At 29.7% G+C, this 26,117-nt stretch carries 25 protein-coding genes; 8 read left to right on the top strand and 17 right to left on the bottom strand.

All coding sequences use genetic code 11. The features are described from left to right. Positions 1-3 precede the first annotated feature (3 nt). Positions 4-285 carry a DUF427 domain-containing protein gene (locus ACFO3U_RS07985; RefSeq protein ID WP_379740300.1) on the bottom strand — a complete coding sequence of 94 codons (282 nt, stop codon included), beginning with the start codon at positions 283-285 and terminating at the stop codon, positions 4-6. Between the two features lie 52 nt (positions 286-337). Continuing rightward, entirely contained in the window at positions 338-1,912 is a 1,575-nt protein-coding gene (locus ACFO3U_RS07980) for a protein adenylyltransferase SelO (protein WP_379740297.1), read from the bottom strand. A gap of 84 nt (positions 1,913-1,996) precedes the next feature. Between ACFO3U_RS07980 and ACFO3U_RS07975 the strand changes: the two genes are divergently transcribed. Further along, the gene (locus ACFO3U_RS07975; protein ID WP_379740294.1) at positions 1,997-3,613 is read left to right on the top strand and encodes a S41 family peptidase; all 1,617 of its coding nucleotides are present in this window, start codon (positions 1,997-1,999) and stop codon (positions 3,611-3,613) included. 55 nt (positions 3,614-3,668) lie between these two features. On the opposite strand, the gene ACFO3U_RS07970 is transcribed toward ACFO3U_RS07975, so the two are convergent. Together ACFO3U_RS07970 and ACFO3U_RS07965 are read right to left on the bottom strand one after the other, a co-directional pair. Continuing rightward, positions 3,669-4,046 (bottom strand): PUR family DNA/RNA-binding protein, encoded by a 378-nt coding sequence (locus ACFO3U_RS07970; RefSeq protein WP_379740291.1) that lies wholly within the window; start codon positions 4,044-4,046, stop codon positions 3,669-3,671. A gap of 71 nt (positions 4,047-4,117) precedes the next feature. Next, positions 4,118-5,869, bottom strand: coding sequence for an ABC transporter ATP-binding protein (locus tag ACFO3U_RS07965; protein ID WP_379740288.1), 1,752 nt, complete (start codon positions 5,867-5,869; stop codon positions 4,118-4,120). A 190-nt stretch (positions 5,870-6,059) separates the two neighbouring features. Here ACFO3U_RS07965 and ACFO3U_RS07960 point away from each other — a divergent pair, with 190 nt between their 5' ends. The 4 genes from ACFO3U_RS07960 (at position 6,060) to yajC (ending at position 8,950) form a co-directional block, all read left to right on the top strand. After that, a complete protein-coding gene (locus ACFO3U_RS07960; RefSeq protein WP_379740285.1) occupies positions 6,060-7,163 on the top strand; it encodes a Glu/Leu/Phe/Val dehydrogenase dimerization domain-containing protein in 1,104 nt (367 codons plus the stop codon). Between the two features lie 76 nt (positions 7,164-7,239). Then, positions 7,240-8,181 (top strand): transcription antitermination factor NusB, encoded by a 942-nt coding sequence (gene nusB, locus ACFO3U_RS07955; protein WP_379740282.1) that lies wholly within the window; start codon positions 7,240-7,242, stop codon positions 8,179-8,181. Between the two features lie 19 nt (positions 8,182-8,200). Next, complete coding sequence (locus ACFO3U_RS07950) at positions 8,201-8,668, top strand: DUF1573 domain-containing protein (RefSeq protein ID WP_379740279.1); 468 nt, start codon at positions 8,201-8,203, stop codon at positions 8,666-8,668. A gap of 9 nt (positions 8,669-8,677) precedes the next feature. Further along, positions 8,678-8,950, top strand: a complete 273-nt coding sequence (gene yajC / locus ACFO3U_RS07945) for a preprotein translocase subunit YajC (RefSeq protein WP_379740276.1) — start codon at positions 8,678-8,680, stop codon at positions 8,948-8,950. 2 nt (positions 8,951-8,952) lie between these two features. Here yajC and ACFO3U_RS07940 read toward each other — a convergent pair whose 3' ends face one another. The 6 genes from ACFO3U_RS07940 to fumC all read right to left on the bottom strand — a co-directional run bounded on the left by ACFO3U_RS07940 (position 8,953) and on the right by fumC (position 13,902). After that, on the bottom strand, positions 8,953-9,531 hold the full coding sequence (locus ACFO3U_RS07940; protein ID WP_379740273.1) for a YdeI/OmpD-associated family protein: 579 nt from the start codon (positions 9,529-9,531) through the stop codon (positions 8,953-8,955). A 67-nt stretch (positions 9,532-9,598) separates the two neighbouring features. Then, positions 9,599-10,471: a T9SS type A sorting domain-containing protein gene (locus ACFO3U_RS07935; RefSeq protein ID WP_379740270.1), complete on the bottom strand. Its 873-nt coding sequence runs from the start codon at positions 10,469-10,471 to the stop codon at positions 9,599-9,601. A 100-nt stretch (positions 10,472-10,571) separates the two neighbouring features. Then, positions 10,572-10,925 carry an iron chaperone gene (locus tag ACFO3U_RS07930; RefSeq protein WP_379740266.1) on the bottom strand — a complete coding sequence of 118 codons (354 nt, stop codon included), beginning with the start codon at positions 10,923-10,925 and terminating at the stop codon, positions 10,572-10,574. Next, entirely contained in the window at positions 10,922-11,143 is a 222-nt protein-coding gene (locus ACFO3U_RS07925) for a VF530 family protein (protein WP_379740263.1), read from the bottom strand. Before ACFO3U_RS07925 ends, ACFO3U_RS07930 begins: the two co-directional genes overlap by 4 nt. Before the next feature lie 49 nt (positions 11,144-11,192). Continuing rightward, positions 11,193-12,431 carry a peptidase T gene (gene pepT, locus ACFO3U_RS07920; protein ID WP_379740260.1) on the bottom strand — a complete coding sequence of 413 codons (1,239 nt, stop codon included), beginning with the start codon at positions 12,429-12,431 and terminating at the stop codon, positions 11,193-11,195. Positions 12,432-12,504: 73 nt separating this feature from the next. Next, positions 12,505-13,902 carry a class II fumarate hydratase gene (gene fumC, locus ACFO3U_RS07915; protein WP_379740257.1) on the bottom strand — a complete coding sequence of 466 codons (1,398 nt, stop codon included), beginning with the start codon at positions 13,900-13,902 and terminating at the stop codon, positions 12,505-12,507. A gap of 221 nt (positions 13,903-14,123) precedes the next feature. On the opposite strand from fumC, the gene ACFO3U_RS07910 reads away from it, so the two are divergent. Next, positions 14,124-14,297 (top strand): hypothetical protein, encoded by a 174-nt coding sequence (locus ACFO3U_RS07910; RefSeq protein ID WP_379740254.1) that lies wholly within the window; start codon positions 14,124-14,126, stop codon positions 14,295-14,297. A 70-nt stretch (positions 14,298-14,367) separates the two neighbouring features. On the opposite strand, the gene ACFO3U_RS07905 is transcribed toward ACFO3U_RS07910, so the two are convergent. Together ACFO3U_RS07905 and arsC are read right to left on the bottom strand one after the other, a co-directional pair. After that, the gene (locus ACFO3U_RS07905; RefSeq protein ID WP_379740251.1) at positions 14,368-16,830 is read right to left on the bottom strand and encodes a TonB-dependent receptor; all 2,463 of its coding nucleotides are present in this window, start codon (positions 16,828-16,830) and stop codon (positions 14,368-14,370) included. Positions 16,831-16,915: 85 nt separating this feature from the next. Next, positions 16,916-17,257 (bottom strand): arsenate reductase (glutaredoxin), encoded by a 342-nt coding sequence (arsC, locus tag ACFO3U_RS07900; protein WP_379740452.1) that lies wholly within the window; start codon positions 17,255-17,257, stop codon positions 16,916-16,918. A gap of 68 nt (positions 17,258-17,325) precedes the next feature. Between arsC and ACFO3U_RS07895 the strand changes: the two genes are divergently transcribed. Both ACFO3U_RS07895 and ACFO3U_RS07890 read left to right on the top strand, forming a co-directional pair. Further along, positions 17,326-18,264 (top strand): CPBP family intramembrane glutamic endopeptidase, encoded by a 939-nt coding sequence (locus tag ACFO3U_RS07895; RefSeq protein WP_379740249.1) that lies wholly within the window; start codon positions 17,326-17,328, stop codon positions 18,262-18,264. A 12-nt stretch (positions 18,265-18,276) separates the two neighbouring features. Next, complete coding sequence (locus ACFO3U_RS07890) at positions 18,277-19,320, top strand: AMP-binding protein (RefSeq protein ID WP_379740246.1); 1,044 nt, start codon at positions 18,277-18,279, stop codon at positions 19,318-19,320. On the opposite strand, the gene ACFO3U_RS07885 is transcribed toward ACFO3U_RS07890, so the two are convergent. The 5 genes from ACFO3U_RS07885 to prfB form a co-directional block, all read right to left on the bottom strand. Beyond that, positions 19,317-19,832 carry a TrmH family RNA methyltransferase gene (locus ACFO3U_RS07885; protein WP_379740243.1) on the bottom strand — a complete coding sequence of 172 codons (516 nt, stop codon included), beginning with the start codon at positions 19,830-19,832 and terminating at the stop codon, positions 19,317-19,319. The genes ACFO3U_RS07890 and ACFO3U_RS07885 overlap by 4 nt on opposite strands. Before the next feature lie 39 nt (positions 19,833-19,871). Beyond that, positions 19,872-21,488, bottom strand: coding sequence for a M1 family metallopeptidase (locus tag ACFO3U_RS07880; protein ID WP_379740241.1), 1,617 nt, complete (start codon positions 21,486-21,488; stop codon positions 19,872-19,874). Positions 21,489-21,518: 30 nt separating this feature from the next. After that, positions 21,519-23,162 (bottom strand): RluA family pseudouridine synthase, encoded by a 1,644-nt coding sequence (locus ACFO3U_RS07875; protein WP_379740238.1) that lies wholly within the window; start codon positions 23,160-23,162, stop codon positions 21,519-21,521. A 77-nt stretch (positions 23,163-23,239) separates the two neighbouring features. Beyond that, positions 23,240-24,883: an acyl-CoA carboxylase subunit beta gene (locus tag ACFO3U_RS07870; protein ID WP_379740235.1), complete on the bottom strand. Its 1,644-nt coding sequence runs from the start codon at positions 24,881-24,883 to the stop codon at positions 23,240-23,242. A 117-nt stretch (positions 24,884-25,000) separates the two neighbouring features. Beyond that, positions 25,001-26,099 (bottom strand): peptide chain release factor 2 gene (gene prfB / locus ACFO3U_RS07865; protein ID WP_379740232.1). Its coding sequence is split into 2 segments (ribosomal slippage): positions 25,001-26,035 and positions 26,037-26,099, totalling 1,098 coding nucleotides; the frame shifts between segments, so codons are not numbered across the junction. Positions 26,100-26,117: the final 18 nt, after the last annotated feature.

The following is a 26,117-nucleotide window of genomic DNA, read 5'->3' as shown; positions in this document are numbered from 1 at the left end:
GTTTTATTTTTCAACAGTTACACCTTTCCAAAAGGCAACATATCCTTTTATTGGGGTAAAACCAGCTTTAACTTCAGGATAAAACCAAGCTGCATCTTTGTTTTCTTTTCCTTCCACATTGACATTGTAATAACTCGCAACACCTTTGTAAGGACAAGTTGTATGTGTTTGAGACTCTGAAAAGTATTCTTTTTTAATACTTTCAGCCGGAAAATAATGATTTCCTTCTAACAGTTGAGTTTTATCACTTTCTGCGATAATTTTATTATTCCAAATAGCTTTCATAGTTTTATTTTTTTAATCTGAACTTATTTCAGATTTTGTTTAATTTTAAATATTATGAACTACACGACAAAGCAGAACAACCCACCTTATTTTTTGCCCAATCTGGTCTTTTAGCAAACCATTTTTCAAATTGTGGTTGCTCATCATAGGGTTTTAAAAGCATTTCGTATAATTCATTTAGTAAATTGTAATCTTCATTCTCTGCATCATCAATAGCTAATTGAGCCATGTAATTTCGTAAAACGTATTTTGGATTAACCAAATTCATTGCTTTTTTTCTATCTGAATCTGATTGATTTTCTTTTTGCAATTGATTGATATACAAAATAAGCCAATACATCCAAGTATCGTAAATTACATTTTTAGCTTCTTCTAAAGTATAAAAAGCATCTTTTATTTTCTCAAAAGCAATTTCAACAGTATCTTCTTTAGAAACTTGACTTATATTTCGAAAGAAAATTGTCATGTCAGTTTCAGTTAATTGTAGATTTTCGGTTAATAGATAGATGCAATTTTTGGTATCATCATTTGAATTTTGAAAACCTAACTTATTGTGCATCATATCAATATAATCAGATTCGTATTTTATGGGAAAGTCGTTTAGAATTTTTTCTAATGGTTTTACTTCTTCAATTAATGGAAATAAAGCATTGGCTAATTGCAATAAATTCCATTGAGCAACTTGTGGTTGATTGCCAAAACGATAGCGTTTATGTTCATTATCAGTAGTATTTGGTGTCCAATTTGGATTGTAGTCTTCTAACCAACCATAAGGGCCATAATCAATAGTAATTCCATGAATCGACATGTTATCAGTGTTCATAACTCCATGTACAAAACCAACACGTTGCCAATGCACAATCATTTCTCGAGTTTTGTCAGCAACAGTTTCAAAGAATTTTAAATATTTCTCTTTTCCTTTGGATTTAATTTCAGGATAATGATGTTTGATGGTATAATCAGCTAATAGTTGAAGATTTTTAGTGTCTTCGCGTGAAGCAAATAATTCAAAATTTCCAAAACGAATAAAACTTGGAGCCGTTCTACAGACAATAGCTCCTTTTTCGTAATCGGCATTTCCGTTGTATAAAATATCACGCAAAACCATATCACCACTTGTAAATAAAGCTAACGAACGCGTTGTAGGAACTCCTAAATTGAACATAGCTTCACTGCATAAATGTTCTCTAATAGAGGAACGCAAAACCGCTAAACCATCACCACGACGAGAATAAGGAGTTTTTCCAGCACCTTTTAATTGGAACATTGTATTCTTATTATCGTGAGTTGCTTCAAACAAAGTTATGGCTCTTCCATCACCAAGTTGTCCAGCCCAATTTCCAAATTGATGTCCAGCATAAGCCATGGCATAAGGCTTGGTGTTTTCCAAAACAGAATTTCCTGAAAAGATGTTTAAGAATTTTTCAGATTGAGTTTCTTCTTTAGAAATACCAACACTTTCAGCAACTTCATTTGAAACATGAATTAATTTTGGATTTTTTGGTTTCACAGGATTTACATATGAAAATGCAGCCTCAACAACTTGTCTAGTTTCATTATTTTCAATTAAATCTGCTGGTAATTCTTCAGTGAAAGTATTATTTATTTTCTTTTTCAGTTTTAACATAGGTAAATTTACAAAAATTACATTTTAATTAACTTTATCATTTCATAAAAAATGGTTAATTTGTCATTATATCAATTTTATTTTATGAAAAAATATTTTTCTGCAGCACTTCTTGTTATACTTTTAAGTAATTGTGCTTCTGTCCAAAAACATAACGCTTTAATTGAAAACAATTTATCGGTAAATGAGCAAATTGAAGATATTAATTATTTAGAACACAAGATTGAAAAGATTCAACCAAGTTTGCATCAATTTATTTCTGAAGAAGATTTAAGAAAAAAATTTGATAGTGTTAGAAGTACTATCACTATTCCTTTAAAACCTAATGAATTTTACTTTAAAGTTAGTCCGCTTTTAGCTGCAATTCGTCAAGGTCATGCTTCTATGAATCCAATAATTACTGAATATTCTAGGAAAGAATCAAAGGAAATGAAGAAAAAAGGTTTAGGTCCAGTTTCTCAATTTGATTATAAATTTATTGATAATAAACTCTTCATCATGAAGAATAAATCAAAGGATTCAACTATTCAAAGAGGAACAGAAGTGGTTTCAATAGAAGATATTACTCCACAAGATTTATTCTCTAAATATAGAAAAACTTATTCATCTGATGGTTTTAATGAAACATTCATTCCTTATGCATTTACCATGCGATTTGGAAATTATTTATACTATGAATTAGGTTTAAGAGATAGTTTGAATTTTAAATTAAAGTGTTATGATTCTGTTTATACTAAATTAATTAAGCGTTTTCCTGATAAAAGAGAAGAAACAAAAGAAATTAAAAATGATTCAATTTCAACTACAAAACCAAAAGAGGATGTTGTTAAAAAACTCACTAAAGAAGAAAAAAAGTTAGCCAAGCAAAAGAAAAGAGAAGAAAACGAATACAACTATAACTATGGTTACGATAAAACTAAGAAAGAATATACTAAAACATTAACCTTTACGGGTATTGATAGCTCTACAGCTGTTTTTAAAATTAGAAATTTTTCAAAAGGTGGTTATAAAATAGCTTATAAAGAAGTTTTTGAATTATTACGAAAAACAGATACTAAGAATTTGGTTTTAGATTTAAGAGGTAATCCTGGTGGAAGATTAAATGAAATTCATGAATTATATTCTTATTTAACTGCTGACTCTACTTTTCAATTGATTGAAGAAGCAAAAGTTACTTCAAAGACAAGTTTGTTACAAGCAGATTATTTAAGTTCAATGCCAAAATCATTGTATGTTTTAGCTATACCAACTTATCCATTTTACGCTAGTGTTTTGATGCTAAAAACCAGAAAAGATGAAAATGGAGAGTATCGCTTTAGAATGAAAAGTAGTAAAGAAAAGCCTCATAAAGCTAACTATTTTAAAGGGAAAATTTATGTTTTAATCAATGGTGGAAGTTTTTCAGCTGCTTGTATTATTTCTTCTAAATTAAAGGAAAACCCTGAAATTACTTTTGTTGGAGAAGAAACAGGTGGAGCTTTTAATGGTACAGTAGCAGGAAGAACTTCTTCCTATGAATTACCGAATTCAAAACTAAGAACACGATTATGGATTATGGATATTGCTGCTACAAATAAAACCGAAGAAAAGGGTAGAGGAATTTTTCCTGATGTAGAAATTATTCCAACAATAGATGATATTTTATCAGGTATTGATCCTGAATTAGAATGGATTAAAAATGATATTGAAAGTAAAAAATAGCAATAAAAAAACCATTCTAATTAGAATGGTTTTTCTTTAATTTAGTTTGGTTGAATTAAATATCATCAAAGTTGATATCTGTAAAACTTTTAGTTGATTCTTCAGTGGTTTCGACTGGAGTATCATAACTTTCTTTTTTGAAATCTTTTTGATGTCTTTCAGAAATCACTTCTTCTCCTTTATTTTCTAAAACAAAATCAGTCATTTCGTCTAATATCTCTTTAAAAGCAGCAAAATCTTCTTTGTATAAATAAATTTTGTGTTTTTTAAAATGATAAGAACCATCTTCTTCAGTGAACTTTTTACTTTCTGTGATTGTAATATAATAATCGTCAGCTTTTGTTGATCTAACATCAAAGAAATAAGTTCTTCTTCCTGCTCTTAATACTTTAGAAAAGATATCTTCCTTTTCATACATGTCTTTGTCGCTCATAATCCTTCGGTATGTTTTTTAAGTTTAAACTTAAACCAAAATTCTAAAAAAAAATATTATAAAACAATAGTTTAGTAAATTTCTTTTTCTAAAAGTTGTTTATTGTAAAGTTCCTTATAATAACCCTCAATTTCTATTAATTGATTATGAGAACCTTGCTGAATAATTTGACCTTCCTCTAAGATAATAATTTTATCAGCATTTTTGGCAGACGAAACTCTATGACTTACAATTATTGTGGTCTTCTGTTGTGTTAATTGTAATAAATTAGATAAAATTTGTTCTTCTGTTTCTGTATCAACTGCACTTAAACAATCATCTAAAAGAAGAATAGGAGATTCTTTGATAAAAGCTCTTGCAATCGATACACGTTGCTTTTGTCCTCCAGAAAGCGTAATTCCTCTTTCTCCTAAAATAGTATCATAACCTTGCGAAAAGTTGATGATATTTTCGTGAACAGCTGCTTTTTTGGCAACTTCCATTATTTCTTCATCAGTAGCATCTTCTTTTCCAAACTTGATGTTGTTTTTTATAGAATCAGAAAACAAGAAAGCATCTTGTGGTACAACAGCAATACTGTCGCGTAAATCATTTAGGTTAATGTTTTTTATTGGAGTATCGTCTATTAAGACTTCTCCTTTTGTTGGATCATATAATCTACTGATTAATGTTAATATTGTTGATTTACCCGAACCAGTTTTACCTAAAATGGCTAAAGTTTTTCCTTTTTCAAGCTCAAAAGAAATGTCTTTTAATCCTTGAATATTAGTGTCTTCATAAGTAAAAGAGACATTTTTGAAACTGATTTTTCCTTGAATAACTGATTTCTCAGGAACTAAGTTTTGAATTTCTGGTTCTGTATTTAAAAATTCATTTAATCTTTTTTGAGAGGCTTCTGCTTCTTGAATCATAGAGGAAACCCAACCTAATGAAGCAACAGGCCAAGTCAACATATTTATGTAAAGAATAAATTGTGCAATTGTACCAATGTTTTCAATACTTCCATTGATATACATCATTCCACCTACATAAATTACAACTAAATTTGACAAACCAATTAACAAAATCATCAAAGGTCCAAAAAGTGAATTTGTTTTGGCTAATGATAAGTTTTTGTCTTTACTATCTTGAGTCAATTCTCCAAATTCTTCTGATTTTTTATTTTCTAAGGCATAAGCTTTTATAACTCTAATTCCAGAGAAAAATTCTTGTGCAAACGAAGATAGAGTAGATAAATTTTGTTGGTATAAACTACTTTTTTTGTGGATTTGAGAACTAATTTTAAAAACACTGTATGATAATAGAGGTAAAGGTAACAAAGAGTACAATGTTAATTTTGGAGAAATATTATACATATATATAATGACAACTCCAAAACGAATAATAGTATTTGAAGAATACATTACAGCTGGACCAACATACATTCTTACCTTACTTACATCTTCACTTATTCTATTCATTAAATCACCTGTTCGGTTTTTTTTGTAAAAACTTTGAGATAATCTTTCATAATGTTTGAACACTTCATTTTTTAAGTCAAATTCAATATGTCTTGACATGACAATCAAGGTTTGTCGCATCAAAAAAGTCAATAATCCTGCAATGATAGTTGTGGCTAATATGATTAAAATGTTATTCAATAATTCTTCTCTTGCTAATTCTGGATTAGTTTTAGCATAATCTTGAATTGAATTAATTGATTTTCCAATATATTCTGGAGTATATAAAGAGAAAATTTGAGCTAAAATTGTAAATATTAATCCTAAAATAAATCTGTATTTATATTTGACAAAATATTTATTTAAATACTTTAATTCTTTCATTTTTCTAAAAAAATTGTTTTTTTTATATTAATTTAATAAAAAAGAGCAAAAAAACGTAATTATTGAATTGTTAGTGAAACCCTGATATATTAATAATTTATTAAAATAATTCAATATTTTTGAAATATCTCAAATTTATAATTAATTTTGTACTTCAAAATTATCAAAATAATATTCTAACAATACGACTATGACTTCAAATATTATACCTGTAAATGAGATTCATAAAGTAGATCCAGTTTTTGGTCAACTTTCATTTGACGGACATGAACAAGTTGTTTTTTGCCATGACAAAGATACTGGTTTAAAAGCAATAATTGGTATTCATAACACAATTTTAGGACCAGCACTTGGAGGAACAAGAATGTGGAATTATACTAACGAGTGGGAAGCTCTTAATGATGTTTTACGTTTATCTCGTGGAATGTCTTTCAAATCTTCAATTTCTGGATTAAACTTAGGTGGTGGAAAAGCTGTTATCATTGGTGATGCTAAAACACAAAAAACACCTGAATTAATGAGAAAATTTGGTGAATTTGTTAATTCTTTGTCAGGAAAATATATTACTGCAGAAGATGTAGGTATGGAAACCAAAGATATGGATACTGTTAGAGACGTGACTCCTTATGTAACTGGAATTTCAGAAGCTAGAGGTGGTTCAGGAAATCCTTCTCCTATTACAGCTTATGGTGTTTACATGGGAATGAAAGCTGCTGCAAAATATCAATTTGGTACAGACAATTTAGAAGGTAAAAAAGTTTTAGTACAAGGTATTGGTCATGTTGGTGAAGTTTTAGTAGATCATTTGACTCAAGATGGAGCAATTGTTACTATTTCTGATATTAATGAAGATAGATTACATCAAGTAGGTGCTAAATATGGTGCCAAAATTTTTAGTGGTGGAGATTTATATGGTTCAGATGTTGATATTTATGCTCCTTGTGCTCTTGGTGCAACAATTAATGATGATACTATTCAAAAAATTAATGCAAAAGTTATTGCTGGTGCAGCAAATAATCAATTGGCAAATGAAGTAATTCATGGTCAAATTTTAAAAGAAAAAGGAATTTTATATGCTCCTGATTTCTTAATTAATGCTGGTGGTGTAATTAATGTGTATTCAGAATTAGCTAAATTAACCAAAGCAGAAGTGATGGAAAAAACAGAAAACATCTACAATACTTCTTTGGAAATATTCAAACATGCTGAAATAAATAATATTACTACACATCAAGCAGCGTTATCAATTGCTCAAAAAAGAATTGATGATAGAAAATTAGAAAAAGCACAATAATAAATTATAAAAAAGTGTATTTTTGCAAAGCGAAAGGTAATTCTTTCGCTTTGTTAATTAAATAAGTTCTTATACAATGTTGAATAGAAGACATATTCGAGTAAAAGTAATGCAAAGTATTTATGCAGTTCATCAGCATAAATCAGATGATTTGAACAGAGAAGAAAAGTTTTTGTTTTATAGCATAGAAGCTATTCAAGACTTATATCTTTTAATTTTTTCGGCTTTGATAGAGCTTAGAATTAAAGAAGAAAATTATCTAAATTTAGCTTCCAAAAAGCATTTAGCAACTGCTGAAGAGAAAAATCCAAACAGAAAGTTCATTCAAAATGAGGTGTTACATTTATTAGAAAATCAATCTACATTATCTGTGGCTTTGGAAACAAAAAAAATCAACCATTGGAAATTAAATGATGATTTGATTTTGCATTTATTAGAAGATATCAAAAAATCAGATGTTTACATGACTTATATGTCAACAGAAGCTTCCACTTTTGAAGAAGATTCTAAATTTGTAGTTGACTTATTTGTTAAGGTTTTGGCACCAAATGAAAGATTATACGATTATTTGGAAGACAATAAATTAACATGGATTGATGATTATGCTTTAGTGAACACTTTTATTAGTAAGCAATTAAAGCAATTAAAAAATCCTTCAAGTACTATTGAAATTCCAAAGGTTTACAAGGATGAAGACGATAAACTTTTTGCTAAACAGCTTTTCATTAAAACTCTTTTAAATGAAAATGAATTAGCTAAAGAATATGTCAATAAAACTCCAAATTGGGACTCAGAAAGAATTGCTGAAATTGACACTATATTGCTAAAGATGGCAATTTGTGAATTGTTAAAGTTTCCTTCAATTCCAGTTAAAGTGACTATTAATGAGTATCTTGAAATTGCCAAAGAATATTCAACACCAAAAAGTAGTATTTTTATCAACGGAATTTTAGATAATTTGATAAAAGATTATAAAGAAGAAAATAAACTGAATAAATCAGGAAGAGGTTTAATGTAAATTATATAATATTATGAAAATGAAATTAATACCAGTTATTGCTATTTCTACATTATTTTTAGTAGCATCATGCAAAGAAAATGCATCATCAAAAATTACAGAGGCTGATATGAAAGTCGCTAATGAAGTTTCAGCTACTTCAGGAAAATTACCTGTTTTAGAATTTGATAAAACAGTACATGATTTTGGAAATATCAATGAAGGTGAAAAAGTTACAACAGAATTTATTTTAAAAAATACAGGTGAAGCTGATTTGGTTATTGTAAGTGCAGTTGGAAGTTGTGGATGTACTGTTCCAGAACCACCAAAAGAGCCAATTAAACCAGGAGAATCTGCTCCAATTAAAGTAACTTTTGATTCTACTGGAAAACCAGGTCAACAAGAAAAAACAGTAACAATTACATCAAACACAGCTAACGGTAAGGAGACTTGCAAGATTATGGCAAATGTAAAACCAGATCCAAACAAGCCAGTTGTAAAACACTAAAAAAACATTATGAATTCAAGCTTAATAATACAAATCGTTTTAATGATTGCTGTTTTTTATTTCCTATTAATAATGCCACAGCAAAAAAGAGCTAAAAAGGAAAAAGCTTTTGAGCAAGGGTTAAAAGTAGGAGACAAAATAGTTACTAAAGCCGGAATTCACGGTAAAATAGCTGAGATGTCTACCGATACAGTTGTTATTGAAACCATGGCAGGCAAAATTAAAATGGAAAGAAGTGCTATTTCAATGGAAATGAGCGCTAAAACCAATGCACAAAAATAAGATTAACTTCTATATTTATCATGTAAACCGATGTTCGAAAGAATCATCGGTTTTATTTTTTCTAAACGATTTATCTTTGTCTTTTCTTGTTTAGCTTCATTAATGTACTCCATGAATTCTCTTTGTTTATAAGGTGTAAACAATGTAAAAGCTTGTTTTAATTCTTTATTTGTTTTGAATTCATTTTCTAAAAATTCACATGAAATCTTGTCCTTTTTTTTGGGCTTAATTTTTAACCCTTTCTCTTCATTTTCAATAGCTTCATTAATATATTCAAGAATTATTTTTTCATCAACCTCTTCTAGAGAATTAAAACGCATTTGTCTTAAACCTTTTGTGTTTTCTTCATTAGCATTGATTAATAAGTTCATAGTATCTTTCAAAAAAACACCGTTGAAAAACCAAATACCAAAATAAGATTTAAAGCCACCAATTCCAATTACATTTTTAGTATTGTGAGTATAAATAGGAGCACCCCATTTAATTGTTTCTACAAGTTGAGTTTTATTAATTATAGACTTTAAATATTCTAATTCTTTTGTCCATTGATTGTTTTTGTCCCAGATTTTTTTTTCAGCCATCTTTTTTAATTTGTATAAAAATAAAAAAAAGATAGCACATTTATACTTTCTTTTGGTTACAACCTTATTAATTTTTAAGAAACTTAAAAGTTCTAATTTTTTCATCAATTAGGACTTTTGTAATATAGACTCCATTTTCTAAAGAAGAAATATTTAATGAACAGTTGTTGTTATTGATAGTTTCGTCTTTAATTTTTTGTCCAATTAAGTTATATATTTCTATTGTGTTAATATTTGAAGCCTTAGTATTTATTTCTAAAGAATTTGAAGATTTATTATACAAGTAAGTGAACAAATCAGAATTAAATATTTCGCTAGAAGCAACTGCAGAAGTAACATCAATATCAAAAATAAATAAAGGAGCAGCGTTACCACTTTTATTAGCGTGAATTGCAATTCTATAATCACCAGAAGTGGTTGGAACAAAAGTATTTCCAGTACTTAGAGCAGCTGTTTTTAAATCAGTACCATTTGAAGCTTGATAAACACCATTTTGTGTAATATTATGATAATCTCCTAATAAGATTTGAACATTAGCTGTAGAACTTGCGTCGTCAACCAAATAAAGGGAAAATGATTGATTAGCAGTGACATTTCCAATATTATATGAATTGTATCTTACATTTATCGAGTAACTTGTTCCAGCTGTGAATGAAATTATAGGAGAAAACAGCCAATCATTTTTAGCAGGTTGATAAATGTTTGTTGGAAATACAGTTGCAAAGTTATCAATAGTGCCATCTAAATCTATATCTGTAGAACTATTGATTGTCCAAACAGGACTTATACCATCAGAGTTTTCGATAACCCAACAAGTAGAAAAAGAACCTGAACTTTGAAAATCATCTGAGAAAGGAGTGGTAATTGCTGTAGTACAATTTTGTGCGTTTATTACATAAAAAGTTAAGAATAGAGTTATAAAAAGTAATTGTTTTTTCATAATAAATTGAATATTATTTAGTTATATAACAAAAATAACATAATATTCTTTTTAATAAGTTAATGAAGGGTTAATGGGAAATGAAAATGTTTTTGTAGCTTTAAATATTTTCTAAATCTTCTTTAACTCTATACTCAACAATTCTTGTAATTAATTCTTTAGGTAGAGGTTTATCTAAAGCAAACTGAATTGCACCTTTTGAAGTTTTATATTCTTTTAAGTCTTCTTTAAAATGAATAATTGGAGAAGTGTGTGGATAAAATCCAATGTGATTTTTGTAAGCTGCAAAATAGACTAAACGACCATGTTGTTTGTAAGCAGGCATTTTGTAACTCATTATTTCTTCTGCATTTGGAGCTGTTTTTTTAATGATAGCCCTCAATTCTTGTAGCAAAACCTGAACATTTTCTGGAAATGTTTCAATATATAAATCTATTTCATTTGAAGTTTTCACCTTACAGATTTAAGATATAATTGTTCTACTTTTTCTCTAGCCCAAGGAGTTTTTCTCAAAAAAGTCAAACTCGATTTTATAGTTGGATTGTGCGTAAAACAACGAATGTTTATTTTTTCTCCCAAAATTTCAAAACCATATTCAGCCACTAATTTTTCTAAAATATCGACTAATTTGATTCCGTGTAATGGATTGTTATTTTGAGTTGATTCAGACATTAACTTATTTTATAAAAAAAAGGGAAACCTAAATTTCCCTTTTAAACAATTATTTTTGGGCTGTTAATTCAGCTATTTTTACAATTACTTCTGTTGCTTTAACCATACTTTCTACTGGTACATATTCATATTTTCCATGAAAATTATGTCCACCAGCAAAGATATTTGGACAAGGCAATCCTTTATATGATAATTGTGAACCATCTGTTCCACCACGAATGGGTTTGATTAATGGTTCAATTCCTAATTCTTTCATTGCTTTTTCAGCTATCTCAACAATATGAAAAACTGGTGTTACTTTTTCCTTCATATTATAGTATTGGTCTTTGATTTCAACAATACAAATATCTTCACCAAATTGTTGTGCATAGTGATAATTGATTTCAGCAGCTATTTTGTGAATCAATTCTTTTCGAGCTTCAAAAATATCTTTATCATGGTCTCTAATGATTAATTCCAAAACAGTTTCTTCCAAAGTACCAGTTAAATGATGCACATGAAAAAATCCTTCATAACCAGTTGTTCTTTCTGGAACTTCATTTTCAGGTAATTTTGAAATAAATTGACTTGCTAAAAGCATAGAATTAATCATTTTTCCTTTAGCATAACCAGGATGAACGCTTTTTCCTTTAAAAGTAATTTTAGCTCCAGCTGCATTGAAATTTTCGTATTCTAATTCACCAATTTGACTTCCATCCATAGTATAAGCCCAATCAGCACCAAATTTTTCAACATCAAATTTATGTGCTCCACGACCAATTTCTTCATCAGGTGTAAATCCTACACGAATTTTACCATGTTTAATTTCTGGATGATTGATTAAATGCTCCATGGCTGACATGATTTCTGTAATTCCAGCTTTGTCATCAGCACCAAGTAAAGTAGTACCATCAGTTGTAATAAGTGTTTGTCCTTTGTAAAGCAACAAATCTTCAAAATAATTAGGAGATAAAACGATGTTTTGTGCTGCATTCAAAACAATATCTTTTCCATCATAATTTTCTATGATTTGAGGATTTACGTCTTTTCCTGTAAAATCTGGAGTTGTGTCAAAATGAGAAACAAAACCAATTGTAGGAACTTCATGATCAACATTACTAGGCAAAGTTGCCATGATGTATGCATTTTCATCAATTGTAACCTCTTGCATTCCCATTGCTTTCAATTCATCAACTAACTTATTAGCCAAATCCCATTGTTTTGCTGTACTTGGTGTTGTATTTGAATTGGGATCAGATTCTGTATCAATAGTTACGTAACTGATAAATCTATCTATTATTTTTTGCATTTTTTATTTTTTTTAATCCGTTGGCTAAAGCCGAACGGCAATAATTTTTCTATTTCTCTGAAAATCTTTAAATCTATTTCAAACTTCCAACCATATCTTCTGGTTTTACCCATTGGTCAAAATCTTCTTCAGAAACATATCCTAAACGTACTGCTTCTTGTTTAAGAGTTGTTCCGTTTTTATGAGCAGTTTGAGCAATTTCAGCTGATTTGTAATAGCCAATTTTTGTATTTAAAGCTGTAACCAACATCAATGAATTGTCAACTAATTCTTTAATTCTTGTGTAGTTTGGTTCAATGCCTGAAGCACAATGTTCGTCAAATGACATACAAGCATCACCAATTAATCTTGCTGATTGCAAGAAATTAGCAGCCATCATTGGTTTGAAAACATTCAATTCGTAATGACCTTGAGTTCCACCGATTGTGATGGCAACATCATTACCCATAACTTGAGCACAAACCATAGTTAACGCTTCACATTGAGTAGGATTTACTTTTCCTGGCATGATAGATGAACCTGGTTCGTTTTCTGGAATAAGGATTTCTCCAATTCCTGAACGTGGTCCAGAAGCCATCATTCTAATGTCATTAGCAATTTTATTTAACGAAACCGCTAATTGTTTTAAAGCTCCGTGAGATTCAACAATAGCATCATGAGCCGCTAAAGCTTCAAATTTATTTTCAGCAGTTACAAAAGGCATTCCTGTAAATTTAGCAATGTATTCTGCTACTTTTACATCATAACCAGCAGGAGTGTTTAATCCAGTTCCAACAGCAGTTCCACCTAAAGCTACTTCAGATAAATGAGCTAACGTATTTTTAAGAGCTTTTAAACCATAATTTAATTGAGCTACATAACCAGAAAGTTCTTGACCCAATGTAAGTGGAGTAGCATCCATTAAGTGAGTTCTACCAATTTTCACTACATTCATATATTCTTTTGACTTAGCAGCCAATGTATCTCTTAATTTTTCAACACCTGGAATTGTAACTTCAACAACTGCTTTGTAAGCTGCAATGTGCATTCCTGTTGGATATGTATCGTTTGAAGATTGCGATTTGTTTACATCATCATTTGCTTTCAAAACAGGTTCACCTTCACCAATTTTTAATCCTGCTAAAACTTGAGCACGGTTTGCTACAACTTCATTCACGTTCATGTTACTTTGCGTACCAGAACCAGTTTGCCAAATTACTAATGGAAATTGGTCATCTAATTTTCCAGCTAATATTTCATCACATACTTGTGCAATAGCATCTCTTTTTTCAGTTGATAAAACACCTAAATCGCAATTTGCGTAAGCTGCTGATTTTTTTAGGTAAGCAAATCCCATGATTACTTCTCTTGGCATTGATGCTGAAGGTCCAATTTTAAAATTGTTTCTTGAACGTTCTGTTTGAGCTCCCCAATATTTTTCTGCAGGAACTTTTACTTCACCCATGGTGTCTTTTTCTATTCTGTATTCCATTTTTATTGTTTAATCGTTAAGTTGTTGAATTGTTTATTTGTTTTACTTTTATTTGTTTAATTGATTTAAAATTCCACCGTTTAATAGTTTCATGATTACACAAATTCAGCGATTCAAAATTAATCATTCTAAAACCTTTTTAAAAATAATTTAAAGTATTTATTGCTAAAAAAAATAATTGCTCTATCTTTGGAGAGAATTCATTAAAAATTCCGGAAAACATGTTTGAATTTGATCAGTATTTAGGTTTTTTACTTTTCTTAACCATTTTAACGATTGGTTTTTGGTTAATGTTCTTTTTAGTATCGTTTGTTCCTTATTGGATTGGTGGTGCAATTATGGAATTAATCAAAGAGAAAAGAAATAAAAACAAAGATGACGAAGACAAAAAGTAATTTTTGTTAACAATCAAAAAAAAGCACTTGAGTACTCAAGTGCTTTTTTTATACTTTGTATTTTTTTTTATTATGGTGTTCCCATCATTTCTTCACCACCACCATCATCTCTTCTTTGATTATTTTCTCTTTCTTTTTTCTTGTTGAATCTATAAGTAAATGCAAGAGTAATTTGTCTTTCTCTCCATTGAAAAGTTGAAAAAGATGAAACATTATCTAAATCAATATAGCTTCTTCTTTTTCTAGTGTTGAATAAATCACTTACATTTAAAGCTAATGAACCTTTATCTTTTAAAATATCTTTACTAAATGATAAATTAACACTTGTCATATCTAAAGTTCTACCTTGAGCTGTATTTTGTGGAGCTCTGTAAGTTACATTAGTTTGCCAATCTACATTGTAAGGTAAAGTTACTTTAGAGGTCAATCTTGTAAACCAAGTTGTTGCAATATTATCAAAGTTTTGAACAACTTCATTTCCTTGAAAATCTGTATAAGTATAATCTCCTTGATTTTCTACTCTATATAAATTGAAATTTCCGTTTAAACGCCACCATTTATATGGAGAATAATTGGCATTCATTTCAAAACCAGCTCTATATTCTTTAGCTAAATTAATTGGAGTGCTAATAATCACAGGTGTTTGAACATTTACACCATCAACATTTGTAGTTACAAAGTTCCCAGACTCTTTTCTAATAAATTGAAATGTATCATCTGTCATATTAACATAAAGAGAAGTGTTGAAAGTTATTTTATCCCATTTTCTTAAATAACCTAAATCTAAAACATTTGTATAAGATGGATTTAAGTCAGGATTTCCTTGGAAAATATTAATATTACTTGAGTAACTTGAAAAAGGATTTAAAAATCGTCCTCTTGGTCTATTAATTCTTTTACTGTAACTTAATGTCAAATTGCTATCATCATTTAATTCATAATTGAATGTAGCAGTTGGAAAGAAGTTATTGTATTTTTTAGTATTATAATCATTTGAGGTAATAGAATTTACTTCAATATTACTGTCTTCCCATCTTAGTCCAAAGAAATATGAAAACTTATTAATCTTTGAACCATATTGAGTATAAAGTGCATTTACATTTTCTTTGTATTCTAATAAATTTGTAAATACAGAATCATCATTTACATTAAAATCAGTCAAATTCTTTTGAAAATTACCTCTATAACCAGCCTCAAATCTTGAGTCTTTGCCAATTGGTAAAACATAATCTGCTTGCAACAAATTTCTTAATTGTGATTGATTGTTTAACGTAACATCTGTAAAATATGAACTAGGATCACCTAAAATTTGATCATATATTATAGAACTCTCATTATCTTGATTTTTTGAAAAGGCAACATTTGCTGTTAATTTATGATCTTCTTTTTCAAAATCTTTTGTAAAAACAGATGAGTATTCAATACTGTATTCTTTACTAATTTCATCATTTAACCTATTTCTTACGAAGGTAGGATTGAAATTTGCATCATAATTGTTATAAAAAACATTATCAGGGTTTGCTCCAGATTCTTTTGAAAAAGTCAGTGCATGAGTCCAAGAAGCAGATTTTGTTAAGAATAAATCAATACCATAATTGGCATTAAAAGTTCTGTTTAAACGTTGATTGGTTCTACTTTCATAAATATAATTTCTTGTAGTTCCATCTTCATTAAAATATTCAGAATCTGTTGATGAGTTTCCTGGAGAATTTCTGTAATTGTATCCAAAATTTGAAAATAAATTAAAAGAATCACTTCTATAATTTATATTTGCAGATAGACCATAAGCTTCTGGATCTCCAACTGAAGCAATAACAGAACCATTTATTCCTTGTCCTTTTCCTTTTCTTAGTACAATATTGATAATTCCACCACCACCTTCAGCATCGTAACGAGCAGAAGGATTTGTAATTACTTCCACTTTTTCAACTGAATCAGCTGGTAAAAGTTTTAGCGCATCAGCAATATTAATTCCAGCTAAACCAGAAGGTCTTCCGTCAATTAAAATTCTAACATTTTCATTTCCACGAAGAGCAACAGTTCCGTCAGGATCAACAGTTACAGAAGGAACGTTGTTAAGCACATCACTCATTGTTCCACCTTTTACCATCATATCTTGCCCAACATTATAAACACGCTTATCTAATTTAAATTCAACTGTTGAAACATCTGCAACCAAAACTACTTCTTGAAGTTGAGATACATCTGGTTCAAGAAAAACAGTTCCTAAATTAGTATCATTTTCAATTACTTTATTGTTTACTGTAAGTGTTTTTAAAGAGATAAATTCGTAACTGATGTTGTAAGTTCCTTTTACAACATCAAGACTAAAATTCCCTTGTTCATCTGTAACTCCACCAGTTACAATTTCTGGTTTATCTACATTCTTTAGAACTATTGTTGCATATTCTAAAGGAGTATTAGTACTTTTTTCATAAATCTTTCCACTTACGGTTACTTTAGCCATTTGTGCTATTCCTGAAAAAGAAAACAGAAGTAACGTTAAGGCTGATAATAATTTGCTTAGTCTCATTAATTTGATTTTTTTTAAATTGTAGATAAGACTGCAAAAGTACCCTTTGGTTTAAGCTACAAATCACAAAAGTTTGTTAAATAAATTATAGAATTTCCTTAATTTTTTCTTTCGGTCTAGCTACAATGGCTTTATTTCCATTAATAACAATTGGTCTTTCAATTAATTTTGGGTATTGAACCATTGCTTCAATAATATCATTATCTGACAAGTTTTTGCCCTTAAAATTTTCAACCCAAATCGCTTCTTTGGTTCTAACTAATTCTATTGGTTTGTAGTTCAGTTTTTTAAGAATAGCTATTAATTCTTCCTTAGTTATTGGATTTTCTAAATATTTGATTACTTCATAAGGTTGATTGATGTTATCTAATTCGCTAATTCCTTCACGAGATTTTGAACACCTTGGGTTATGGTAAATTTTTATCATCATTTATTAATTTTGAGTTATTGATTTGAGTAAAAAGTATTATTTTAGACAAAATTAAAATAAATAATATGTTTATAGCACAAGGTTATAAAAAAGGCAATGATTTTTGGAAGTATATAATAGGCTCATTGCTTGTAATAATTGCTTCATTTGTTGGGCAAATTCCTTTAACAATTGCTGCTTTTATGAAAGCTTATATGGATGGAAAATCAATTCCAACAAATGAAAAAGATTTATATGCTTTGTTTGATTCAAATCTATTTTTGTTTTTGATGTTGATTTCCTTCGTTTTTGCCATTTTTGCATTATATCTTGTTGTAAAAAAAATTCATAATCAAGATTTTAAAGAAATAGTCACTTCAAGAAAAAAGATGGATTGGAAACGTTTTTTTGTAGCATTTTTCATTTGGGCAATTATATCTGTTTCACTAATACTAGTTTCTTATTTTTCGGGTGATTCTGAAATAGTGTTGCAATTTAACTTAATACCTTTTCTTATTTTATCAGTTGTTGCTATGGTTTTAATTCCAATCCAAACAAGTACTGAAGAATTGGTTTTTAGAGGTTATTTGATGCAAGGTTTCTATAATTTATCCAAAAACAAATGGTTTCCGTTGCTAATGACTTCAGTTATTTTTGGAACAATGCATTGGTTTAATCCAGAAGTTGCAGAAATGGGTCCAATTATTATGATTTATTATATTGGAACTGGTTTGTTTCTTGGAATTCTGACATTAATGGATGAAGGAACAGAGTTAGCTTTAGGATTTCATGCTTCTAATAATTTAATTTCAGCTCTTTTAATTACAGCTGATTATAGTGTTTTGAGAACTAACGCTATTTTTAAAGATTTATCAAAACCAGAAGTTAATTTCGAAATTTTTGTACCAATTATTTTTTATGTTTTTCTACTAATAATTTTCGCTAAAATATATAAATGGAATAATTGGAAAGAAAAACTCTTTGGAAATCATGTTGAAGAAGAATATCAAGAACCAATTATTTAATTCCTATCAATTATGTTACATAGTCCTAATTACAAAAATGTACACAATAAATTTAAGTTGAATGGTTTTCATTTGACTGCTGATCATTTATGTAGAGTAGCTTATAGTTTTATCAAAGAAGGAGATGATTTTGAAAAACCTGTTGGAAATTTTATTTTAGATTGGTTTGATAATAACGAGTTTATTGTAATGCAAACTTCTGGTTCAACAGGAAAACCAAAAAGTATACAAGTCAAAAAGCAAGCCATGATTAATTCGGCATTGGCAACAGGTGATTTTTTTAAATTAGAACCCGGAAATACAATTTTAAACTGTTTACCCGTGAAATTTGTTGCTGGAAAAATGATGTTTATTCGTGCATTTATCTTAGGATTAGAAATGGATTTCGTAGCACCAAGTTCACATCCATTAGAATTAATTGATAAACAATACGATTTTACGGCCTTAGTACCTTTACAAGCTATGAATTCCATAGAATTTCTACACAATTTTAAAACCATAATAATTGGTGGAGCAGCTGTTTCAAACGAATTAGAGAAAAAGTTAAAACCTATAAAATCTAATATCTATGAAACATATGGAATGACTGAAACAATTACCCATATTGCAGCGAGAAAGTTGGGTAAAAAAGTATTCACTACCTTGCCAAATGTTGTTTTATCACAAGATGAAAATAATTGTTTGTTGATTCATGCAACGGCAATTTCCGATGAAATTATTCACACTAATGATATTGTAGAATTAGTTTCAGAAAGCGAATTTAAATTTTTAGGAAGGTTTGATAATGTCATCAATAGTGGAGGAATTAAATTAATTCCTGAGCAAATAGAGAAGAAGTTAGCAAAAATTATTTCAAATCGTTTTTTTGTTATGGGTAAAGAAGATAAAGAATTGGGAGAACATTTAGTACTTGTAGTTGAAGGTGAAACTTATCCAATTGATTTAGATAAAATAACAACTTTGGACAAATACGAAAAACCAAGAGAAATCATTTTTGTACCAAAATTCAAAGAAACAGGTTCTGGAAAAATTATTAGAAAGGAAAGTTTGGTTTAAGAATTTAAATTTGTTTCAAACTGTTTAGTCATTTCATAAAGGGCAATGTTTGCAGCTTGAACAACATTCATACTCGAATTTTCACCAAACATATCAATATGAATGACTTCATTGCATTGTTTTAAAGTTGCATCTGAAACTCCAAAATTTTCATCACCAATGACTAAAACAATCGGTTTGTTAAAATCAAATTTATGTTTTTGAAGTGAAGTACTGTTGTTGGTGATTTCTAATGCAATTAATTGATGTTCTTTTTTTATTTCTAAAAGATAAGATTCAATATCGGAAATTACTTTATAAGGAACATATTTTTCAGTTGCTCTCGACGTTTTCTTCATCTTGCGAGAAAGAATGTTGGATGCTTCACCATTGAAAACAATTTCTTGAATTCCAAAAGCATCGCAAATTCTGAATAATGAACCTATATTTGGAGCATTACTTACATTTTCACAAAAGAGAATAATTGGAAATTTTTGTTTTTTGAAATGTGTAGAATCGTGCGTTAATTGCATTAGTAGTTCAATCGTTAAATTGTATAACTGTTAAATCTTTTAATAAACCTTAATGTAATATTTATCCGTTCTCACTTTAATTTCATCTGGAATTGAAACTACTGGAATTGGTGAAATCTGAAATTCATTAGTTACTAAAACGCGTTGTCTTTTTCCATTGATTTCAAGTTCTATAGGCATTTCAAAATTAGGTTCATCGGTTTGCCATTTGTATTTGAATTGGTTTTTATGTTTTTTTAGCACTAAAACAGGAATTGTAGTATGTTTTAAGTATTGATTGAAAAAAGGAGTCATATCGTGTCCTAATTCTTGACTAAAGAAATCGATAACCGTTTTAGTATCAATAATTTTCTTTTTATACGTATTTGAATATTTTAACAACATTGCCCACCATTTTGAATCATTATTTGTAATGTGTCGCAAAGTGTTTAACATCAAAGCTCCTTTGTAGTACATATCTCCAGAACCTTCTTTATTTACACCATAAAAGCCAATAACTGGTTTGTCATTTTGTACATTTTTAGATTGTCCGTTAATGTATTTTTGAGCTTCATCATATCCTTTTGTACATTCTAAAAATACAGATTCTGAATAGGTTGTGAAAGCTTCATGAATCCACATATCAGCAATGTCTTTACTCGTAATGCTGTTTCCAAACCATTCGTGACCTGTTTCGTGAATTGTAATAAAATCAAACGATAATCCAATTCCGGTTCCAGATAAATCTCTACCCATATAACCTTTTTTATATCTGTTTCCATAAGCCACTGCACTTTGATGCTCCATTCCTAAATAAGGAGTTTCAACCAATTTGTAACCATCTTCATAAAAAGGATATTGTCCAAATTTTTGTTGAAAACAATTCATCATAGGTTTCACATCAGCTTCAAAATGAACTTTTGCAATTTCTTCATTTTCACGAAGTACGTAATAGTCCAAATCTAATCCATTTAAGTTATCATGAATATGAACATAATCAGCAATATTAACAGTAATAGAGTAGGTGTTTATTGGATTTACAACTTCCCAATCCCAACGAGTATAACCATTTTTTAAATCTTCAGAACCTTTAAAACGTCCGTTTGAAACATTCATTAATCCATTGGGAACAGCAACTTTTATGGTTGCTCCTTTATCAGGTTCATCTGTTTGAGAATCTTTCACAGGATACCACAAACTTGCTCCTGTTCCTTGAACGGCAACACCAATAAAATCTTTTCCGTTTTTATCTTTTTTGAACACAAAACCACCATCCCAAGGAGCATTTTTAGCAATTAAAGGTTTTCCTGAATAATAAAAACGTAATTTTTGGGACGAATTTTGAGGTAAAGCTGAAACAAAATTGATAAAAACAGCATCATTATCTCTTTTATAAGTCAATTTTTTCTTGTTGAAAATTATAGAATCAATATTCATGTTTTCAAATAAATCCAATTGAATTTTCTTGGTGTCTTGTAAAACATCAAATGTTACTTCATTATAACCTACAATACTTTTTTCTTCTGGATTAATTTTGATGTTTAAATCATAATGTTGCACATCATAGCAAGAACGCTCAAAACGCATTCCACCTTGTAACGAATCTCTTCGTGTGAAGTTTTGTGCTGTTAATTGAAATAAACTAAATAATAATGTAAGTGTAAATATTTTTTTCATCAGATTTTTTTTCTTGAAATACAAATTTAACTAAAATTCAGCTTCTACAGTAAAAGTCATTTCTTTTTTTGAAATAGGATGTACAAAAGTCAATTGTTCAGCATGAAGATGCAATCTATTGGCTTTTTTTCCATACAAATCATCACCAACAATTGGGGTTTTTAAACCTAATTCGTGTGAAGCATGCACTCGCAATTGATGAGTTCTTCCTGTAATTGGATAAAAAAAGACTTTGGTTTTATTGTCTTTGACTTCAATTTTTTGCCAACGAGTTTGTGCTGTTTTACCGTGTTCGTAGCAAACCAATTGCCTTGGTCTATCATCTAAATCAACTCTTAATGGAAAATCTATAAAACCTTCATTTTCTTCAATAATTCCATCTAATAATGCTACATATCTTTTCTTAATTGTTCTTTTAATGAATTGACGTTGTAATTCTTTATAGACTTCTTCGTCTTTAGCTAAAATCATGATTCCGGAAGTTGACATGTCTAAACGATGGACAATTAATGGTCCAGTTGCATTTGGAAACATATCTTTAACTCTTTGATAAGCAGAATCTTTAATTTGTTTGCCAGGAACTGATAAGAATTCAGCAGGTTTGTTGATTAATACTAAATAATCATCGTCATAAACAATTGAAATATTTTTCCCTTTTGCTGGATTATTTTCAAAAGGATTTACTTCCATTTTTAAACCATCCAACATGTGTTGCATTAAAATAGGTTCGCATTTACTTTTACAAGCTGGATAAAATTGTTTATGTTTTCTGATTTCAGAGTTTGGTGATTTTCCCCACCAAAACTCAGCCATTGCAATAGGTTTTAACTTATTAGCAAAAGCATAATGTAATAATTTTGGAGCAGCACATTCTCCTGCACCAGCTGGTGGATTACCTTCAAAAATTTCTCCGATACTTTTTAGTGTTCTATATTGATTTAGAAAAGCATATTCTGCAAAAAGTTTTTGTTGTAAATCGGCAGATTTTTGTTTTCTGTCTGATTTTAAAGTTTCAATTTTAGAATTGATTAACTCAAATTCTTTTTGAGCAGCTTTTATTTTGTAATTCCAGAATTGTGTCATTTTTTTTAACAGAATTCCTTCTTGTTGGCTAGCATTTTTTAATTCTTCTTCATTGAAAATTTCTGATTTTCGAATGGTATCACGTAGTTTTTTCTGGACTTTTATATTTTCTTTTTGCCTTTGAATATCGTTGAAAGCTTCAATTTTAGTATTTTCTAAATTTTGAAATGCATTTTTAAATTCTTCTGATTTTTTTAAGCTTTCAATTTCTGAAGTGATTTGATTTAATACATCTTCACCCTTTTTGTAAAAACCTTTTGCATCCAACATATCATAAACCGTTGGCACAAATTTTTCATGATGATTGGAATCAGCTAATTTTCCTGAAAAAGCCCAAAGTTGTCCAATTTCTCCAAATTCATTTTGACAAACCAAAACCCCAAACATTTTTCCTATAACTAAACCTTTTTGAGTTGGATTTGATCCAAAATTATGTTCAAAATCGGATTGATTTTCTAAATAATTTTGTAATTCAGTGGAAGCAATAACACTCAATTTATGAGGTTCATAGTAAAAGGGAAAAGTGAATTTTTCAGGTAATGGAATACTTGAAATGTTTGTTTTGAAAGGTTGGAATTTATGGCTAATCATTTGACAAATATACTTTCTAAAAAAGAAAAATCCACTGAAATTTCAATGGATTTTTATATGTTTTATTTGAGTTAGAATTATACTTGTATCACACCCAAATTAAATTTTTTCTCAATAGGAGAATGGTTAGCGGCTTCAATTCCCATAGAAATCCAAGTTCTTGTGTCTAAAGGATCAATGATTCCATCTGTCCATAAACGTGAAGCTGCATAATATGGAGAAACTTGTTCATCATATCTAGCTTTGATTTTATCAAACAATTCTTGTTCGACTTTTTCATCTACAATTTTTCCTTGTTTTTTTAAAGTAGAAGCTTCAATTTGCATTAAAACTTTTGCGGCTTGAGCTCCACCCATTACGGCTAATTCTGCACTTGGCCATGCAAAAATTAATCTAGGATCATAAGCTTTTCCACACATGGCATAATTTCCTGCTCCATAGCTATTTCCAACCACGACAGTAAATTTTGGCACCACTGAATTCGAAACTGCATTAACCATTTTGGCACCATCCTTAATTATTCCTCCATGTTCTGATTTACTTCCAACCATAAATCCTGTTACATCTTGTAAAAACACTAACGGAATTTTCTTTTGGTTACAATTGGCAATAAAACGTGTAGCTTTATCCGCTGAATCTGAATAAATTACACCACCAAATTGCATTTCACTTGGTTTTGTTTTTGCTCCAGTTGTTTTTACAATTTTTCGTTGATTGGCCACAATTCCAACAGCCCAACCGTCAATACGAGCATATCCAGTAATTAGTGTTTGTCCGTAACCTGCTTTGTATTCATCAAATTCAGAATTATCAACCAAACGACTGATAATTTCCATCATATCGTATTGTTCGTTACGAGCTTTTGGTAATATTCCGTAAATATCTTTTGGTTCTAAAGCTGGTTTTTTAGGTTTTTCACGGTTGAAACCTGCTTTGTCATAATCTCCTATTTTTCCAACAATATTTTTTATTCGGTCTAAAGCATCTTTGTCATCTTTGGCTTTGAAATCGGTAACACCACTAATTTCGCAATGCGTTGTTGCTCCACCTAGGGTTTCATTATCAATTGATTCACCAATAGCTGCTTTTACTAGATAACTTCCAGCTAAGAAAATACTTCCTGTTTTATCAACGATTAAAGCTTCATCACTCATGATAGGTAAATAAGCTCCTCCAGCCACACAACTTCCCATTACGGCAGCGATTTGAGTAATTCCCATACTACTCATGATGGCATTATTTCTAAAAATTCTCCCGAAATGTTCTTTATCAGGAAAAATTTCATCTTGCATGGGTAAATAAACTCCAGCTGAATCCACTAAATAGATGATTGGTAATCTGTTTTCCATGGCAATTTCTTGTGCACGAAGATTCTTTTTTCCAGTAATAGGGAACCAAGCACCAGCTTTTACAGTTGCATCATTGGCTACAACAATACATTGTTTTCCGGAAACATAACCAATTTTAACCACAACACCACCAGAAGGACAACCTCCATGTTCTTCATACATTCCTTCACCTACAAAAGCTCCAATTTCAATACTTTTAGATTTTTCATCTAATAAATAATCAATACGTTCACGTGCCGTCATTTTGCCTTCTGCATGTAACTTATCAATACGTTTTTGTCCACCACCTAATTTTACTTGAGCCAATTTTTGTTTCATATCTGAAACTAAAAGTTTATTGTGATCTTCGTTTTTGTTAAAATTTATATCCATTTATTACTGTTGTTTTTAAGGATTGCTAAAATACAAAAAGTATTTGCAAAAAAAGAAATTCCAAACTTCAAAAATATTTCAATTTGAAATTTGGAATTCTATTTGATTATAAAAATTTTATTCTTCCTCTTTCTGACCCATCAACATTAAATAGGCTTTTAAGAATTTATCAATATCTCCATTCATTACTGCATCAACATCACTTGTTTCTGTACCAGTTCTTACATCTTTAACCAATTTATAAGGTTGCATTACGTAATTTCTGATTTGTGAACCCCATTCAATTTTCATTTTACTGGCTTCGATGTCGCTTCTTTGCTCTAATTGTTTTTTTAATTCAATTTCGTACAATTGAGATTTTAACATTTGCATAGCTCGCTGTCTGTTATCGTGTTGCGAACGTGTTTCAGAACATTGTATTTGAATACCTGAAGGTTTGTGAAATAACTGAACTTTTGTTTCAACCTTATTCACATTTTGACCACCAGCACCACTTGAACGAGCTGTTGTGATTTCAATATCTGCTGGATTAATTTCGATTTCAATAGTATCATCTACCAAAGGATACACATAAACTGAAGCAAAAGATGTATGACGTTTAGCATTACTATCAAAAGGAGAAATACGAACCAAACGATGTACACCATTTTCACCTTTCAAATAACCAAATGCAAAATCACCTTCAATTTCTAATGTCACCGTTTTAATTCCAGCAACATCACCTTCTTGATAGTTTAATTCTTTAATTTTGAATTTTTGCTTTTCGGCCCACATCATGTACATTCGCATTAACATGGATGCCCAATCGCAACTTTCCGTTCCACCAGCACCAGCCGTAATTTGAAGAACAGCACTTAAACTATCACCTTCATCAGAAAGCATGTTTCTAAATTCAATATCTTCAATATGAGAGATTAATTCATTGTAATATTCTTCCACTTCTTCATCTGACATTTCTCCTTCTTTATGAAAATCCATCATAATCTGAAGTTCTTCATTCATGTCAACAGCTTTGGTGTAATCTTCTACCCACTTTTTCTTAGAACGTAAGTCTCGTACAACAATTTCGGCTTCTTTTGCGTTATTCCAAAAGTCAGGTGCAAAAGTTTTCTCTTCTTCGTTAGCAATTTCTATTAATTTTCTATCGACGTCAAAGATACCTCCTTAACGCACCGAGGCGATTAATAATATCCTTTATTTGTTCTGTGTTTATCATAATTTATGTAATTTTACA

It is taken from the genome of Flavobacterium ponti (genome assembly GCF_042652765.1).
GTDB classification, from domain to species: Bacteria; Bacteroidota; Bacteroidia; order Flavobacteriales; family Flavobacteriaceae; genus Flavobacterium; species Flavobacterium ponti.
This window is presented reverse-complemented; position numbering and strand designations above follow the sequence as displayed.